This is a genomic window from Longimicrobium sp. (assembly GCF_036280135.1).
Taxonomy (GTDB): Bacteria; Gemmatimonadota; Gemmatimonadetes; order Longimicrobiales; family Longimicrobiaceae; genus Longimicrobium.
The window spans coordinates 1-16,986 of record NZ_DASURI010000889.1 but is presented as its reverse complement, the minus strand read 5'-3'; the positions used below and the strand labels follow the sequence as shown (position 1 = coordinate 16,986).

General features: G+C 75.0%; 10 protein-coding genes. All 10 read left to right on the top strand.

Features of this window, described 5'->3' with window-relative positions; genetic code table 11:
• The first annotated feature begins 240 nt into the window (after positions 1-240).
• Positions 241-552 carry a hypothetical protein gene (locus VFZ20_RS28710; protein WP_329687404.1) on the top strand — a complete coding sequence of 104 codons (312 nt, stop codon included), beginning with the start codon at positions 241-243 and terminating at the stop codon, positions 550-552.
• Positions 553-556: 4 nt separating this feature from the next.
• Complete coding sequence (locus VFZ20_RS28705) at positions 557-841, top strand: hypothetical protein (protein WP_329687403.1); 285 nt, start codon at positions 557-559, stop codon at positions 839-841.
• A gap of 19 nt (positions 842-860) precedes the next feature.
• Complete coding sequence (locus VFZ20_RS28700; protein WP_329687402.1) at positions 861-1,037, top strand: hypothetical protein; 177 nt, start codon at positions 861-863, stop codon at positions 1,035-1,037.
• Positions 1,038-1,389: 352 nt separating this feature from the next.
• On the top strand, positions 1,390-2,406 hold the full coding sequence (locus VFZ20_RS28695) for a hypothetical protein (RefSeq protein ID WP_329687401.1): 1,017 nt from the start codon (positions 1,390-1,392) through the stop codon (positions 2,404-2,406).
• A 64-nt stretch (positions 2,407-2,470) separates the two neighbouring features.
• The gene (locus tag VFZ20_RS28690) at positions 2,471-4,513 is read left to right on the top strand and encodes a hypothetical protein (RefSeq protein ID WP_329687400.1); all 2,043 of its coding nucleotides are present in this window, start codon (positions 2,471-2,473) and stop codon (positions 4,511-4,513) included.
• Positions 4,510-8,865 carry a hypothetical protein gene (locus VFZ20_RS28685; protein ID WP_329687399.1) on the top strand — a complete coding sequence of 1,452 codons (4,356 nt, stop codon included), beginning with the start codon at positions 4,510-4,512 and terminating at the stop codon, positions 8,863-8,865. The genes VFZ20_RS28690 and VFZ20_RS28685 overlap by 4 nt, the downstream gene beginning before the upstream one ends.
• A 76-nt stretch (positions 8,866-8,941) precedes the next feature.
• Complete coding sequence (locus VFZ20_RS28680; protein ID WP_329687398.1) at positions 8,942-10,696, top strand: hypothetical protein; 1,755 nt, start codon at positions 8,942-8,944, stop codon at positions 10,694-10,696.
• Between the two features lie 541 nt (positions 10,697-11,237).
• A complete protein-coding gene (locus VFZ20_RS28675; protein ID WP_329687397.1) occupies positions 11,238-13,220 on the top strand; it encodes an ATP-binding protein in 1,983 nt (660 codons plus the stop codon).
• Between the two features lies 1 nt (position 13,221).
• Complete coding sequence (locus VFZ20_RS28670) at positions 13,222-16,758, top strand: eCIS core domain-containing protein (protein ID WP_329687396.1); 3,537 nt, start codon at positions 13,222-13,224, stop codon at positions 16,756-16,758.
• A gap of 21 nt (positions 16,759-16,779) precedes the next feature.
• The coding region (locus tag VFZ20_RS28665; RefSeq protein WP_329687395.1) for a hypothetical protein at positions 16,780-16,986 on the top strand (207 nt) is incomplete at its 3' end.

The window sequence follows — 16,986 nt, the reverse complement described above, 5'->3', positions numbered from 1 at the left end:
TCCCCCGCGAAGCGGGGGCAGGGGGCCGGGGGGAGGGGGCCCTCCGCGGGCGAGAGACAGCCCGCCACACAGGACGATCCTGGCGCCCCCGTCCCCGCTTGTGACGGATCTGTGGCGCCGCGCGATGGATTATATGCGGATGCGCGCCGGCTCCGGCCGGAATGACGCGCCGCAGCATCGACCGAAGACCTGACGCGGCGACCGCCGCTGATCCACGTCCCCGAACCGGGAAATCACGCCATGCCGACCTTCGCCGACGGAGTGCCCATCGAGACCACGGAGCCGTTCATCACGGTGGACGCCTCCGCGCAGAACCCGTTCAAGGTGGGCAAGCTCATCTTTTCGCTGGTGGTGGTGGACGATTCCGGCAACGAGTCGGGGCAGTCCACGTTCACGGTGAACGTCATCGACAGCGAGCGGCCCACGGCCATCCTCACCGGGCCGGACAAGGTGCCGCAGACGCAGTCGTTCAAGCTGGACGGCTCGCGCAGCACGGACGTGGGCGGGCGCATCGTGCGCTACCGCTGGACGCTGGTTCGCCGCGAGGCGTAGGCCCATGGCCACGTTCGGCATCGGGACGACGATCGTCACGAGCGATGCGTGGGTGGACGTGGACGGGCTGATGGCGGGCACGTACCGCTTTCGCCTGGAGGTGGAGGACGCGGCGGGCATCCTGAGCAACCCCGCCGAGATCTCGGTGGTGGTCACGCCGCCGCCGCCCCCGCCGCCCCCACCCCCGCCCGTGACGCGGCCGCCGATCACCCGGCAGCCCGTCGACCCGATCGAGGACCGCGTCTCCCGCATCCCCATCTGGAAGCGCCCCGGGATGATGGAGCCGTGAGGGCGGACGAGATCGACGGATGGCAGATCGATGGATGGCGGATGCGCTTCATCGGATCGGCGGTGATGCGGGACGTGCGGCAGGGATCATCGCGGCGGATGCAGATCGCGGCGGATGCAGATCGCGGCGGATGCAGATCGGGACCGATGGCAGGATCCGCGACCCGGCGATTGAAATCGCGGCACCGAACACGTGATGTCGGCCTTCGCCGACAGGTCGAGCACGGGCGAGTGCCGTGGGATGCACCGGCCCCGCGCGATGAAGTTCTCCCCTCTCCGCGAGGAACGAGCGGGGAGGGGCCGGGGGAGGGGCGGGTTGCCGCCGCGAGGGCCTACCCTCCTCCGCGATGAAGTTCTCCCCCTCCCCCGCGAAGCGGGGGCAGGGGGCGGGGGGAGGGGGCTCTCCGCGGCCGGCAGATCGTCTGCCATCCCGCATGATCCCGGATCCGACGATCCTCGCCCGCGGCAGGCGGTCCGACACAGGCACGATGCGCAATCCACACAGGTACGGCGGCACTTTCTCCTGATCAACCGGACTGGACCATCGACATGAGCACGCGGCCCGATCCCCTGGCAGACCGCGACCTGCGCCCCGACCGGCTGCACTTTGCCACCGGCGCGCTCCTGGACCGCGAGGACTTCCTGGCGGAGCAGCTGTACCACCGCGGCCGCCTTGCCCGCGCCCTGCTGGCCCTGCACGGCTCCGGCACCGTCTCCGGCCTGCGCGTGAGCCTGGGCGACAACGGCGGCGACGAGATGGTGAACGTCTCCGCCGGCCTGGCCATCGACCGCATCGGCCGCCTGGTGGAGGTGCCGCGCAGCGCGTGCATCCGCCTGGGACGGTGGATGGAGCACTGGGCCGAGACCGACCTGAGCGCCCTGCGCCGCGCCCGCGTGCTCCCCGGCGCCCCCGAGGACCCCGTCGCCACCCAGGCCCCCGGCCCCGACGATCCGCAGATGCGCCTGCCCGCATCCCCCGAATCCGCCGAATCGGGGCAAGGCGAGACGTCCGCCGAGGGAGCGGATGCGCCGAAGCCCGCGCAGGTGGGCGAGGGCGAGCCGGAGTGGAAGGCGTGGGGGCAGGGCTACGTGGTCGCGGACGTGTACCTCGCCTTTGCCGCGTGCGAGCGGGGCAAGACGCCCGCGTTCGCCACGGGCCCGTTCGACGCGCTGGACGCCGTGGCGCCCTCGCGCGTCCGCGACGGCTACGAGCTCACGATGGTGCCCGTGGCGCACACGGCGCGGCCGGCGGACCCGTGGGCGGAGCGCAGCGCGGCCGGCGTGGAGGCGCGCCGCCGGCTGGCGCAGGCCTCCGTGCTGGACACGCCCCTGGCGCCGGCGGACTGGAAGGACCGCGGCGCCGTGGCCCGCCCGCCCGCGTACCCGCCGGAGGTGGACCCCAGCGCCGTGTTCCTGGCGCGCCTGTTCATCCCCGTGATGTCGGTGGGCAAGGACGAGTCGCGGGCCGGCTTTGGCCGCGACCGCGCGCTTCGCCCCTTGGTGAACAACCACCTGCGCCCGTTCGCCCTGTCCGGCCCCGCGCTGTCGTGGCTGGCCGGCGGCTGACCGCCCGCGTTCCGCGCTGACTGAACCGGGCCGCCCCGCGCGGCCCCGCACCCCGCGATCCCCGATGGAGAACACCGCCGTTTCCGCCGCCGTGCAGGGCCCCGGCCGCGTGCGCCTCAAGGCGCAGGACGTGACGGCCTTTCAGGCCAGCCTGGTGGTGGACGACCGCCGGCGCCGGCCCCTGTACTTCGACGGCCGGTTCCTGGCCGCCCGCGACCTGGTGCGCGAGCAGAACTACTTCCTGACCCGCCAGGCGGACCTGGGGCGCGCGGGCGGCTTCGGCGTCGTGGAGGGGCTGTACGTGCAGCGGGGCGGCGCGCCCACGCAGCTGTCCATCGGCGCGGGGCACGGCGTGACGCCCGCGGGCGAGCTGGTGACCATCCCCCGCGACGTTACGCTCGACCTCGTGGACGTCCCCGAGATCCAGCGGCTGAACGCGGCGTTCGGCCTGCTGCGCGTGCCCAACGATCCGCCCCGCAACCGCACGGGGCTGTTCGTGGTGGCCCTGCGCCCCGTGGAGTTCAGCGCCAACCCCGTCGCGTCGTATCCCACCTCCATCACGGGCACGCGCTCGGCGGAGGACGGCGAGATCGTGGAGGGCGCCGTCGTCACCCTCATCCCCTACGCCGACGAGGGGCCCAACGTGAGCCCGTCGCTGCGCCGCTCGCGGGTGGCGCACGAGGTGTTCGTCACGGGGACGGGCAAGGGCGCGGCGGCCGGCGCCCTGCCCCTGGCCATGGTCTCGCTCAACCGCGGCACGGTGGAGTGGCTGGACCCGTTCCTCGTCCGCCGCGAGGTGGGCGCGGACCAGGGCGACGTCGTGGGGCTGGGGTTCGCCCCGCGCGGGCTGCGCGAGGCGCACCTCCTTCAGTACGAGGCGCAGCTGCGCGAGGTGCTGGCCCTGCGCGGCTCGCTGGGCTACCGCTTTGCGGCGGCGGACTACTTCATGGCCCTGCCGCCCGCCGGCCGGCTTCCCGCGGCGTGCGTGGACGCGGCGGACTTCACGCAGATCTTCTTTCCGCCCACGGTGGACGTGGACCTCTCCCTGGTGCCCGAGGACGAGATCCCGGCGCTGGTGGAAGAGAGCATGACGCTGCCGCCCCTGGACCTCACCCGCACGGCGGACGAGCTGGACAGCACGTCCATCGTCATCTGCATCCCCGTGCCCCGCGAGCAGCTGCGCACCATCAGCACGCGGGTGCAGGGGCTGGTGCGCTCGCTGCGGCCGGCGGCGCCGGGGATGGTGGCGCGGCGGTCGCCCCTGGAGCACCTGCGGGGCGTGCGGCTGCCGGGCAACTTCGTCCCCATGCCCGAGCCGGGCGACAGCGAGGACGCGGCGTGGCGCGGGCTGCTGCAGATGGGCGGGATGCTGTGGTACATCCGCCGCAAGACGCTGCACGTGCGCGCGGACCTGGCCGGCGAGCGCGAGGTGTTCAAGGCCATGCAGCCCGCCACGACGGACGCGCAGGCGCTCAACAAGCGCCAGGCGGACCTCGACGCCAAGGACGTGACCCTCCGGACGCGCGAGAACGACGTGACGGCCCGCGAGGCCGCCGCCGCCCTGCGCGAGCAGCAGCTGGCCGGCAGCGACGCCGACCGCCAGGCCAAGCTGCGCGAGCGGCTGGCGGAGCTGGAAAAGCGCGAGCTGGACCTGAACCGGCGCGAGCAGGACCGCAAGCGGCTGGAGGACGAGATCACCCAGCGCGACGCGCGCAGCAAGGAGCTGCAGGCCGTCGCCAACCAGCGCGACAGCGACGTCCGCGGCCGCCTGGCGGAGCTGCTGGCCAAGGAGACGGAGGTCCGCAAGCGCGAGGAGACGGTGGCCGGCCGCGAGATCACCGCGGGCCGCCGGGAGACGGACGCGGGCAACAAGGAAAGCCTCATCCGCCAGCGCGAGGACGCCGTAGCGCGCACCGAGGCCCTGCAGCGCTCGCGCATCAGCGAGCTGGACCAGCGGCAGGCCCGGCTGGACCAGGCGGACCGCGACATCCTGTCCCGCCGGTCGGAGCTGGAGCGCCGCGAGACGACGATCACCAGCCGCGAGGCCGCCGTGGCCCGGGCCGAGTCCATCCGCGAGCGGTATCCCTACAAGTTCGAGGCGCCGTGAACGTCACCCCCATCCGTGATCCGCTCGCGGGCGAGCAGGTCGTCGGCGCGCAGCCCCGGCTGGCGCCCACGGCCGACGACGCCGGCTGGCAGCGGCGCCTGAACCTGTACACGGGCCGCGCCCTGGGTGACAGCGCCCTGGTCCTGGAGCAGACGGGGCGCGCCGGCCGCCTGGCCATGACGGGCCGCGCCTGGTCGCACGGCGTGGCGGCGGGGCTGGAGGTGGGCCTGGAGGCGCAGCTCACGTCCGGGGGCGAGACGCGGTGGATGCTGCACGTGGCCGCCGGCTACGGGCTCACGGTCCGCGGCGAGGACGTGTACCTGCCCCGCACCGTCCGCGTGGCCCTGGACGACCTGCACGTGTACCTCCCCGCCCGCGTCCTGGCGCCGTCCCCGCACGCGCGCGAGGTGGCCGCGGCCGAGGCGGAGGCCCGCCGCAAGGCCCTGGAAGAGGCGCAGGCCCAGGCCGATGCCGCCGCCGAGGCCGCCCGCGCCGAGGCCCTGGCCCGCATGCGCGCGGCCACGGAAAAGGCCCGCGGCCTGGGCGGCGTGCTGCGCCGCGGCCGCAAGCCCACCGCGGACGAAGAAGCCGCCGCCGGGCCCATGACCGCGCCCCGCGTGGAGGCGGCCACGCCCGAGCAGGTGCGCGCGGCCGCCCTGCGCCTGCCGCTGGATGCGAAAGTCCGCGAGTCGCTGCTGGCGTCGCTGCGCAGGGACGAGGAGCACCCGCTGCACGTGTGGCGGCGGGGCAGCATGGTCAAGCCGCTGCTTCCCGCCTCCACGCTGGACCCCATCGAGGAGGGCGGCGTGCCCGTCGGTGCCGGCATGCCCCTGCGCCGCCCCACGGTCGTCATGGGCGAGATGCCCGTGGGTCCGCTGCCGAAGGTGCGCGAGACGGTGCGGATGCCGCGCGTGGCCGTCCTGCTCCTGCAGCCCGTGGAGGCGGAGCTGGTGGGCCGGCCGGACCCGGCGGACCCCTGCGAGCTGGACCCCCAGGACGACGCGTTCGCCGACTGGCAGGTGGCGGACGGCGTGCGCCTGGTGCTCTACGCCTTTCCCTGGGAGGACCGCGTGGACGTCACGCCGCCGGACACCTGGCGCAACCGCCTGGCCTACGAGGTGTTCCAGGCCGAGGCCGCGCTGGGACCCGGCGAGCGGCTGCCGTGGGAGTACGCGGGGCTGCCCATCGGCCTCGTGGGCTTTGACGACGCGGGGGCGCCGGCGTGGGTGGACGGGTACGCCGTCGCGCGCGACGGGGGCAAGCCGCACCGCCGCACGCCCCTGCTGGCGGGCGTGGGCGACGCGTACCTGTGGCAGGCGCGCCTCAAGCAGTTCGCCGAGCAGGTGGCCGAGGTGGACTGGTCCGTGGCTGATCCCGGGGCGGAGTTCGCGCGGTTCGCGTACCTGCCGCCGGCGGGGCTGCTTCCCCGTCCGTCCGTGGACCTGGAGAACAACACCACGTGGGCCTTTCCGCAGGACTACGTGGTGGAGGCCGTGCCCGTCCCCCTGGAGCAGCTGGACGCGGCCATCGAGGCCAGCGCCCCCCTGGACCCGTTCGACCTGCACCGGCCCGACCGGGTGCGCGTCCTGGTCCCCGTGCCGCAGGCGTACTACGAGCCGCGGCTGCTGCTGGACGACGAGATCGATCCGCAGTTCGGCGCGGAGATCGAGGAGCTTACTGCGCGCCGCCTGGAGCTGCTGCGCCGCCGCGAGGACCTGCGCAACAAGGCCGGGACCGTCTTTACCGCCATCCTGGCGGCGCCGCTGGACTTCGGGTGGGGCAGGCCGGACCCGGAGCGGCTGGAGGACGAGGGCGACGTGGTGATCACGGTGCGGGACCTGCTCGCCCTGGCCCCGGCGGAGGAGGACTTCGGGACGCGGGTGGAGGGCATCGTCCCCGCGGAGCCCGATACGCCCGAGGGGCTCTCCATGCGGGCCGTGGCCGTGGACACCCTGCGGGAGGAGCTGCTGCGGGGCCCCCTGCGGCCGCACGAGGTGGACCGGCTGAACGTGGGGGTGGAGCCGTTCGTGGCGGAGCTGGACGCCCGCGTGCGCCGCGCGGACGACCACGTGGACTTCAGCTTTCTGCGCGTGCAGAGCGACATCTACCGCCTGCGGCAGCTGATGCTGGGCACCACGGCCGCCACGCGCCTGGCCACGTCGCCCGCGCTGGCCGGCATCATCAACAGCGAGAGCGCGTTCAACGTCCGTGACCAGCTGCTGGGCTACCTGGAGGGCGTGCGCGCAAAGGGGACGGGGGGCGCGGCCGGCACGGCCAGCAAGCCCGGCCAGGACGCGCCCGGGCCCGCTACGAAGACGCTCGTGGCCAACACGTACTTTCTCAAGGCCAACACCCTGAACCTGGGGTGGAACCTGGGCCCCATCAACACGGCCATGCAGGTGGCGGCGAAGACGGCGCCCGCCCCGCAGCCGGCCGTCGCGTCCATCGCCGCAGCGTCCCTCGTCCCGCAGTCCATCGCCGCGGGGGGAATGGACACGCCGTTCCGCGCCGGGCGCTACATGGCGTACACGCCCGTCACGCGAAAGCCCGCGCCCACGGAGGCCGTGCGCCTCAAGGCGCCCATCGTGGGCGAGGCGTACGACTTTCGCACGGTGACGGTGGCGGAGCGGCTGGACTCGCCCGCCGCCAACGAGGCCAAGAGCTTCGCCGTCCTCAGCCGGTACGAGGTGCTGCAGGGGCTGGCGGGGCTGGACATCCCCCTGGACGACGTGATGATCCCGGGGTTCATCAAGCGTGACGCGCAGGGCAACCCCGAACGGCGCACGCTGCGCAACGCGGTGGGCGGGGGCACGCCCTCCAATCCCACGTCGTTCGTGTGGGTGCGCGAGGCGCGGCCGTTCGGCGAGGTCAAGAACCGCCTGGAGGCGCTGGTGCTGGAGGAGAACGACCCGTCCAACGCGGACGAGTCGGCGTTCTTCAGCATGGCGGTGGAGCTGCTGGACTCCACCGTGGCCGCCCTGCGCAACGTGGAGGGCCGCATCCAGCTGTACCGCGGTGCCGTGGACCGCGCCCGCGCCACGCTGGACGAGCTGCGCGCGCAGGCCCTGCGCGTGGACGCGCGCCTCAAGACGGTGGGCGACGACCTGGCCGAGACCCGGCACGACCTGGCCGTCGCGCGGGCGCTGCTGGAGGACGAGAAGCAGCGGGTGGCGGCCGTGAACGCGCGCCGCAAGCGCGTCCTGGCCGAGCAGGTGCACTTCTACGCGTACCAGCGCCCGCGCCTGTCCGCCGCGCTGCTGGACGCGCCGGCCCGGCCGCTGGACCCCGCGTTCACGCAGTCGCCCCTGCCGGCGGCGCTGGCGGGGTCGGAGGTGGCGCCGCCGGAGCTGCGGGCCATGGTGGAGGTGCTGCGCGAGGCGCCCCTGCGCTTTTTCCGCAACGCCGGCTCGCTGCTGGCCGGGCTGGACACGCTGGCCGTGCTGCGGGGCACGCTGGAGTCCGCGCGGGACCGGGCGCGGGTCCGGCAGGCGCCCGTGACGCTGGATGCCCTGGACGCGCGGCTGGGCGGACGGCTGGGGGTGAGCATTGCCCGGACGCTGCAGGCGCAGGCGCAGGTGGTGGCGCTGCACCGGCAGTCGGCGGCGCAGATGGACCTGGGCGGGTTTGGCGCGCTCAACTGGGCGCGCGTGCGGGCCGAGGCGCTGCGGACGCTGTCGCTGGGCGACCTGATCGACGCCGCGCACGGGCGCACGGCCGTGGACCGCGCCGCCGCCCGCGAGGTGGACGACGTGCTCAAGGTGGCCACGGCGCTGTACCGCGAGCTGGGGCTGGTAAAGCCCGCCGTGCGCCTGGACTGGGCCGAGGCGCTCAGCCAGTACGACCAGGCGGCGGACCTGCACAACCTCTACGCCCTGCCGCGCTTTGGCGAGATCGAGTACCTGGACCGCCGCGAGATGCAGGCGCTGGTGGACTGGCTGTACGCCCGCATCGACCCGTCGCAGCCGGAAGCCGCGGCGATGATGAGCGACGTCGTCCGCGTGTGCATCCTCCTGGCATCCCACGCGCCCGTGAACGCGGTGATCGCCGCGTCCGTCACGCGCGAGACGGAGGTGCGCATCGGGGGCACGGTGGAGGTGGCGGCGGACGCGGCGCAGGCGCGCGTGGGGATGCACGTGCTGCTGTACGACGTGGCCAAGCGCCCCGTGCACGCCGTGGTGGAAGACCTGACGGACCGCGTGGCCGTCGCGCGGGTGGTGCACGCGGCGGCGCCGTCGGTGACCATCGCCAAGGACACGCGCGCGCAGATGGGCGAGGAGGCGCGCCTGGCCACGCACGCCGCCGTGGCCGCCGGCAAGCCGCGCATTGCCGCGCTGGCGCAGGCGAAGAAGTGACTATGCGTCGGGATACCGGGATCGGGAAGATGCCGTCGCAGGCTATTCCCTATTCCCTGTTCCCTATTCCCTTGCAGTGAACGCGCGCCGGGTCCGCCGCGTGCGCCTGGCCGCGCCCAGCGACCCGCTCGTCCGCCGGGGCGCGCTGCTGCTGGAAGACGCGCTGCACACGGCCACCCTCCCGGGCGCGGAGGGCGGCCGTGTGCTGCTCGTGCGGTCGCTGGACGTGGGCCGCATCGATCCCGCCGCGCCGCCGTCGTCGCTGGCGCTGGCCGTGGAGGCACGGATGCGGGAGCTGGCGCGCGACGCCGTCTGGGCCGGCGACCCCGCCGCGCCCCGCGCGCCCGCCGTCTGGTTCCGCGACGCGGTGGAGGCGGCCGGCCTGCTCGCCGTCCGGCTGATCCGAGAGGGCCGCGCGGACGCGTGGTTCTGGCGCGCGGCCATCCCGGAATTCCGCGCGGAGGGCGGCGTCGCGGGGGGCGTGCGGATGGCGATCGCCGCCGCGGCGGAGTCCGCGCCAGGCGCGGCGGCCGTCGCGGGCATGCTGCGGATCGCGATGGAGAACGCCGCCGCCGACACGCTCCTCGCCTGCCTGGATGCGGACGACGCGCGTCGGCTGATGGCGCACTTTGGATGGGCGGCGGATGCGTCCGCGTCCATCCAATTGGCGGACGTGGCGCCGGCGGAGTGGCGGCCGCTGCTGGCGCGGTGGATCGCGCGATGGGGAGCGGATGATCCGCGCTCCGTCTGGCTCGCCGCGACGGTGCTGGTGGATGCGCAGCCCACGCGCGCCGCCGATCCGCGTCTCCCCGCCCACGCCGCGCGCCTGATCGCGTCGCTGCATCCGCCCGATCCGCCTCCCCCGCTCGCCGTGGAATTGCCGGCGGCGACGCCGATTCCACCCGTCTCAAATCCGCCTCGTGCGGCGGAATCGCATCCTCCCGCACCGACGCTGCGTCCGCCGCGCTGGCTGGACGATGCCGCGCCGCGCCCCGCATCCACCGAATCCGCTGATCCTCCCTCAATCGAGGAGCCGCATCGGTCCGCGGAGGTAGTGGTCAAAGTGGTCGGGGGTGCGCATCCGCCAATTGACCCTCCGGCGGATGGACCGATCGCGGCGGATCATCATCAACCGATTGCGATCGCGGAAGATGCGCCCGCGCGGATGGCCGAGAGGGAGGCGGGTGCCGAGCGCGCGCCGTCCGTCATCGGCCGGGAGGGTGCGCGGCCGGCGATCCGGTACGCGTCGGACGGGGCGGAGCGGAGCGAGGGGGCGGGGCTGTACTTCCTGGTCGCGGCGATGGAGCACCTGGGCATGCGCCGGTTCCTGGCGGACGCGCCCGCGCTGCTGGAGGCGGAGCTGCCCGCGCGCGTGCTGCTGCGCATCGCGGCGCGGACGGGCGTGCCCGCGGACGATCCCGCCGTCGCCGCGCTGGCTGCCGCCCGAGACGCGGGTGAGGCGGGCGCGCGGTATCCGTTCGCCGCGCCGCAGGAGTGGGCCGGCGTGCTGCGCCCTGGCCCGTCCGTACCGCGCGACGCCGCCACGTTCGACGCGTCCGGCCGGCTGCTCGTCGCGGCGGAGGATGCGGGGATCGACCTCGTCGTGGACGCGTGGGTGACGGCGCTGCGGCGGTTCTGCCGGCGGCGGGTGCGGATGGGGCTGCATGCGCTGATGCGCCGGCCCGGTCGCATCGCGTTCACGCGCACGCACGTGGACATGAGCCTGCCGCTGGACGGCGCGGATGTGCGCATCCGCATGGCGGGCCTGGACCTGGACCCTGGCTGGGTGCCGTGGCTGGGCCGCGTGGTGGCGTTCCACTACGTGGATTGAGGGGCGGGGCCCGAAGTCGTAGCCGGAGGAGGATGGAACGCGCCGGCAGCAGCCCGCCCCTCCCCCGGCCCCTCCCCGCTCGTTCCTCGCGGAGAGGGGAGAACCCTGCTCGTGCAGGGGCCCGGCTTCTGGGCCGCACATCCGCCCTTGTCTTCCTGAGGGGCCCTCGCGGGCCTTGATCGGTCTGGATGCGTGCGGCCCCGAAGGATCTTGCCGGCCTGCGCTCGGCGGATGCCCCGCGAACGGATGCCGGACGGCGGGCCGATTCCCGAGCCGGGGAGGGAAGTCCGGTGCACGGGCGAGAAGATCCTTTGGTCGGCGCCAAAGCCCGTGCACGGGCGGGGACCGCGCGGCGCCTCCCTCAGGAAATCAAGGTGGAGGAGAGTCGTTGCAGTTCTCCCCCCTCCCCCGCGGAGCGGGGGCAGGGGGGCGGGGGGGAGGGGGCCCTCCGCGCGCGAGACACGGCTCGCCTTCCAGCACGAACCCGGAGCCCACACCGGCGCGATTCATCCTCCGCGACGAGACCACGCGCGACAATCCGATGTCCGATCCAGACGTGATCCCCCTGCGCGCGCACGCCGCCGCCCCGCCGCTCACCCTGCGGACGTTCGGGTTGGCGGCGGTCGCGCGCGCCGTCTGCGGTGACATCCCGCCCGCGGACCCCGCGCCGGAGATCGCCTTTCTGCTGGACCACCTGCGCGCGGCGGACCGCGGCGCCGGCTGGATGGCCGACCTGCCGTCGCACCTGGCCGTGCCCGTCGCGGAAGATCGTCCGCTGGCCCGGCTGGCGCGCGAGATCGGCCTTACGCCCATCGAGGCGCTGGCCGTCGCCATCGCGGCCGCCGTGGAGGAGGACGCCATGGTGGGCCGCGCGCTGGCCCACCTCCAGGCGCCGCTGGGCGGATCGCGCCCCACGCTCAGCCTGCTGGCCGCGTGCCTGGCCCCCGCCGCGCCCGCCGGCGTGCGTCCGCTGGACGCCATCGCCACGGGCAACGCCGTCCGCGCCGGGCTGCTGACCGTCCTGGGCGACGCGCTGCCCCTGCCGGAGCGCACGGCCGCCGTGCCCCTGCACCTGTGCCACGCCCTGGCCGGCCTGGACGGGTGGTGGCCCGGCGGCACCATCGGCACGGGAGAGACGCCGCGCGTGCCCCTGCCGCCGTCCGTCTCGCGCGAGGCGCAGCGGCAGGCCCGCGCCCTGGCCGCCGCGCCGCGCCAGGCGCTCGTGCTGCGCGCGGCCGCGGGGACGGAGGGCCGCGCCGTGGCCTGCGCCATCGCCGAGGCGGCGGGGCGGCGCGCGCTCTTTGTCGAGACGGAGTCCACGGCGGGGCTGGGGCCGTGGCTCGTGCTCCGCGACCTGGTGCCCGTCTTTGTCTGCGACCTGGGGCCGGGCGACCGGCGCACGCTCCCCCTCCTCCCGGGCTACCTGGGCCCGTCGCTGGCGCTCTGCGGGCCGGACGGCAGCGTGGAAAGCGCGGCGGGGACGGCGCTGGCGTGGACGCTGTCCGTGCCGCCCCGCGACGAGCGCGAGGCGCTGTGGGCTCAGGCGCTGGGCGCGCCGGAGCTGGCCGCGCAGCTGGCCCGCGACCACCGCCACGGCAGCGGCCGCATCGCGCACCTGGGCCGGCTGGCGCGGCAGCGGGGCCTGCTGGAAGGACGGCCCAGGCCCACGCGCGACGACGTCCTCGGCGCCTCGCGCAGCGGCGACGGGTCGGGGCTCAACGCGCTGGCGCAGCCGCTGCCGGCCAGCATCCCCGACGAGGCGCTGGTCGTGGGGCCCGCGCTGCGGACGGAGCTGGACATGCTGCTGCTGCGCTGCCGCATGCGCGACGGGCTGGTGGACGGGCTGGGCGTGTCGTCGTCCGTGCGCTACACGCCGGGCGTGCGCGCCCTGCTCGTGGGCCCGTCCGGGACGGGCAAGACGCTGGCGGCGGGGTGGCTGGCCACGCGGCTGGGGCTGCCGCTGTACCGCGTGGACCTGGCCAGCATCACCAGCAAGTACATCGGCGAGACGGAAAAGAACCTGGCCCAGCTGCTGGCCCGCGCCGAGCAGGCGGAGGTCGTCCTCCTCTTCGACGAGGCGGATTCGCTCTTCGGCAAGCGCACGGAGGTGCGCGACAGCAACGACCGCTTTGCCAACGCGCAGACCAACTACCTGCTGCAGCGCATCGAGAGCTTCGACGGCATCGCCATCCTCACCAGCAACAGCCGCAGCCGCTTCGACGCGGCGTTCACGCGGCGGCTGGACGCCATCCTGGAGTTTCCGCACCCCGGCCCGGAGGAGCGCCGCGCCCTGTGGGACGCGCACCTGGGCACGGGCCACGCCCTGGCGCCGCGCGACCTGAACCGCCTGGCCGCCACGGTGGACCTGGGCGGCGGCCACGTGCGCAACGCCGTGCTGGGCGCGGCCGTCCTGGCGCAGGGCGCCGGGCGGCCCATCCAGTGGGCGGACGTCGTGCAAGGCGTCGCCGTGGAATACCGCAAGCTGGGCAAGCAGGTGCCCGTGGGCCTGCGCGGGGGAGGATGAGGTGAGCGAGGCCCCGCGGCCGCGCAAGCGCTTCGCCGACCCGGAGCGGCGCCCGTCGTCGGCGCCGCGCGCGCGGACGGCGCCCGAGACGCCCGCCCCCGCGCCGGACCTGGCCGCGGAGCTGACGGCCGTTCGCGGGATGCCGCTGTTCCTGCGCGGACGCCGCGAGCGGCCGGAGACGGCGCTGGCCGATCCCCGCGCCGAGCGCGCGCTGCAGTCCGCGCTGGGCGAGGCGGGCGTGGCCGCCGTGGGGCCGGCCACCGTCTCCGGTGACGGGCCGGAGGAGCAGGCGGCGGACCGTGCGGCCGCTGCCATTCCGCTCGTTCCCGCGCCCGCCACGCGTCCCGCATCCGCATCGGGCGGGTTCGGCGGATCGGCGGAATCGGGCAGAGGCGGATCGATCGGATTGGATGGATCCATCGCGTTCGGCGGATCCGCGGAATCCACGGAATCCGCATCCGCCGATCCCGTTCGATTCGGAGGATTGGGCGGCCGATCCGCATCATCCGCATCCGCATCTCCCCGAGACGCCGATGCGGGGCCGAGACGCGTGCGGCTGCACACGGGGCCCGCGGCGGCGGAGGCGGCCGCGGCGGTGGGCGCGCGGGCGTTCGCGGCGGGCGGGCACGTGTTCCTGGGCGCGGGCGAGTTCCGTCCCCACGACCCTGGCGGCCGCCGGCTCATTGCCCACGAGGCCGCGCACGCCGCGGGGCAGACGGAGGGCGCGGCCGGCGTGGCCGTGCAGCGCATCCCGCTCATGGAGGACGCGGAGCTCACGCGGGCGCTGGCGTCCTTTCCCGAGTACCCGGGCCTTCCGCTGGCCGACCAGTACGGCGGCCTGCACACCATGGAGCAGACGCATCCGCAGGCGTTCGCCGTGGTGCGCGAGCGGGTGATTGCGCACCACGGGCAGGGCGCGTGGACGTGGCTGACGGCCCACGACGCCGAGATCCTGGCCCTGCTGCGCAACGCCGACCTGCTGTCCACCCGCGCCCGCGAGCTGCAGACGGAGTACGAGGACGCGGGGCAGGACGCCGCCGTGACGGCCGTCATGGACCTGGCCGAGCACTACGAGTTCGGCTACCTGCAGGCGCTGGAGGGATGGCGCCGGGCCGGGGACCACGCGCTGGTGCTGTGGACCATGCTGATGGGCGGCGACGTGTCGGACGTGGCCGCCCGCATGCGCTCCCTGGCCGACGAGGCGCAGGCGGACGCGGACGAGCGGGAGCGCCGCTTCGAGGAGCGTGCCGAGATCGGGCGCGGCGGCGTGGGCGCCACCGTGGCCACCCGCGAGGTCTTTCTCTGGGTGGACGACACGCTGCGGCTGGAGTCGCTGCTGGAGCCGGAGGACGGCGAGGCCGAGGAGTCGGTCGCCGTGGCCCGTGCCCGCGCCGAGGGCCGCTCCGCCGCCGTCATGGAACGCGAGGGGCGCTACTACGTCTACGCCCTGAGCGAGACGTTCGCCTACGCCGACGTGTGGGAGGCGTCCGTGTTCCAGGAGCACCGCACCTCCGTGGTGCCGTCCGGCGGCGCCTCCGCCGCGGCGCTGGTGACGTCGGACGGGTACGTGCTGCGGGGCCGGGGCGAGCGCTTCTTTGGCGGCAGCCAGTCCGCGCGCCCCGAGGGCTACCTGCAGGGCGACGTGACCCTGCTGCGCGAGCACGGGCCGGAGCTGGGAAGCGACCAGCTCCTGCGGCTGATGCAGCAGCTGGCCCTGGACACCGTCATGGTGAACCTGGGCGAGGCCGAGCGCCGGCTGCGGGGCGAGCGGGGCCGCTTCGCGCCGATGATCACGGCCGATCCGCGGGAAGTGGAGCGGATGCAGGCCGGCACGGCGGCCCTGCGCCGGCACATGATGGCCGCGGCCGACGTGGCGTCGGAGATGGGCGAGGAGCCCACGCCGGACCAGCTGGCGCGGGCGCAGGACGCGCTGGCCAACATCGGCCGCATCGTCATGGACGATCCCACGGCCGCGCTCATGCTGCGCAACCACCGCGACGCCGACGACACGGGCCCCGCGGCCGAGGGCGACTTCGAGGACCGCGTGGCCGGCCTGCAGCGGGGCGACGCGGCCGTGGAGGCCATCGGCGAGCTGGACCGGCGGCTGGAGAACATCCGCACGGTGCGCCTGCACCTGCACGCCAGCCCCGGCGACGCCCTGGCCTTTCGCTCGCTCTACGAGCCGTACCTGGCGGAGCTCTCGGGATGGCAGCGGCTGGACCTGGACGTGCAGCTGGCCCTGCGCACCCTGCGCGACGTGGCGTCGTCCGTGGGCCTGGCCGTGGGCGAGCTGATGCTGGTGGCCGGCGGGCTGCTGGCGGGGGGCTGGCCCGGGCTGGCCATGCTGGGCGCCTCCACGGCCATCGGGGCCGGCCAGGTAGCGGGGCAGTTCGAGCAGGCGGGCGTGCTGGATGCCATGTCGGCCCTGGACGTGCCGGGCGGGTTCCAGCTCGCCACGCCGGAGGCGGCGGCCAGCGCCCGCACCTGGGCGTGGGTGGGCGCGGGGCTGGTGGCGCTGGACGTGGGCGGGTTCGCCCTGGCCGCCCGCTCGCTCTCGCGGCTCAGCCGGGTGATGGCGGACCCGGAGCTGGGGCGGGTGCTGGCCCGCAGCGGCCGCAACCTGCGCGAGGCGGCCAACGCCCTGGGCGTCTCCGAGCGCGAGCTGACCGAGCAGCTGCGCACCCTGCGCGGCCCCGCCCGCGACGCGCTCATGAACCGCATTGCCCGCGCGGTGGAGCTGCCGGCCACGGGCGGCCGCGCGGGGCAGATGGGGCGCTGGCCCACGGGCTACGGCATTCGCGAAGTAGAGGAGCTGCGCCAGGCCCTGCTGGCCACGGACGACGTGGGCCGGGTGCACGCCGCCGTGCGCGACGCGGGGTTCGCCATTGACCGCGACATGGTGCGCTCCATCAAGGCGTACAACTTCGACAGCGCCGGCATCGCCTTTCACTACGACAACTACCAGGCGTGGCGGCGGCTGGCCACGGGCGCCGCGCGCCTGGACGACGTGCGCTACCTCTTCCACGAGGCGCGCGAGATCCGCGGGCTGCGCGAGATCCAGGCGGCCACGGGGTTCGACTTCATGGGGCGAGGCATCGAGCAGATGTCGGCCGGGGCGCGGCGCCGGTGGTACGCCGACTTCTTCAACGCCACGGCCGACACGGGCCACTACATGACGGCGCACCGGCAGGCGCTGGAGGCGGAGTACGACTTCCTGGCCAACCAGTTGAACGCCGCGCTGGGCGGCCGCGCGCGGGTCACGCGCAACGTCACGGCCGCCATCGACGCGTCCGAGGGCGGGCTGCAGGCGCGGCAGTACATGCTGGTGGACGGCCGCGCCCTGGCGGACCACCCCGGCTACTACGGCTGGATGCAGCGAGGCGCGCAGGAGGTAGAGATCGGCGCGTCGCTGCGGGCCCGCTACGCCCGCGAGTTTCCGGCCGCGCTGGGGCTGTTGCGCGGCGAGGCCATCGCGGCCGGCACCGCCAATCCCACGCTGTCCGAGATGCTGCGGGTGATCCGGATGGGCCGCATCTGACGCATGCTTACACGAGAGCCGATGGAGCACACGCTGTCCCCCGGGGACTTCCAGGACCTCGCCGCCGCCCTGTCCGATCCCGACGCCGCCGAGCGCGTGTCGGCGCTGGCGGCGTGCCGGCAGGCGCCCTCGGGCGATGCGCGCCTGCTGCCCCTGCTGGAGCGGCTGCTGGACGACGGCACGCCCGTGGTGGTCTCCGTCCCGTTCGCGTACGGCGAGCTGCGCTGG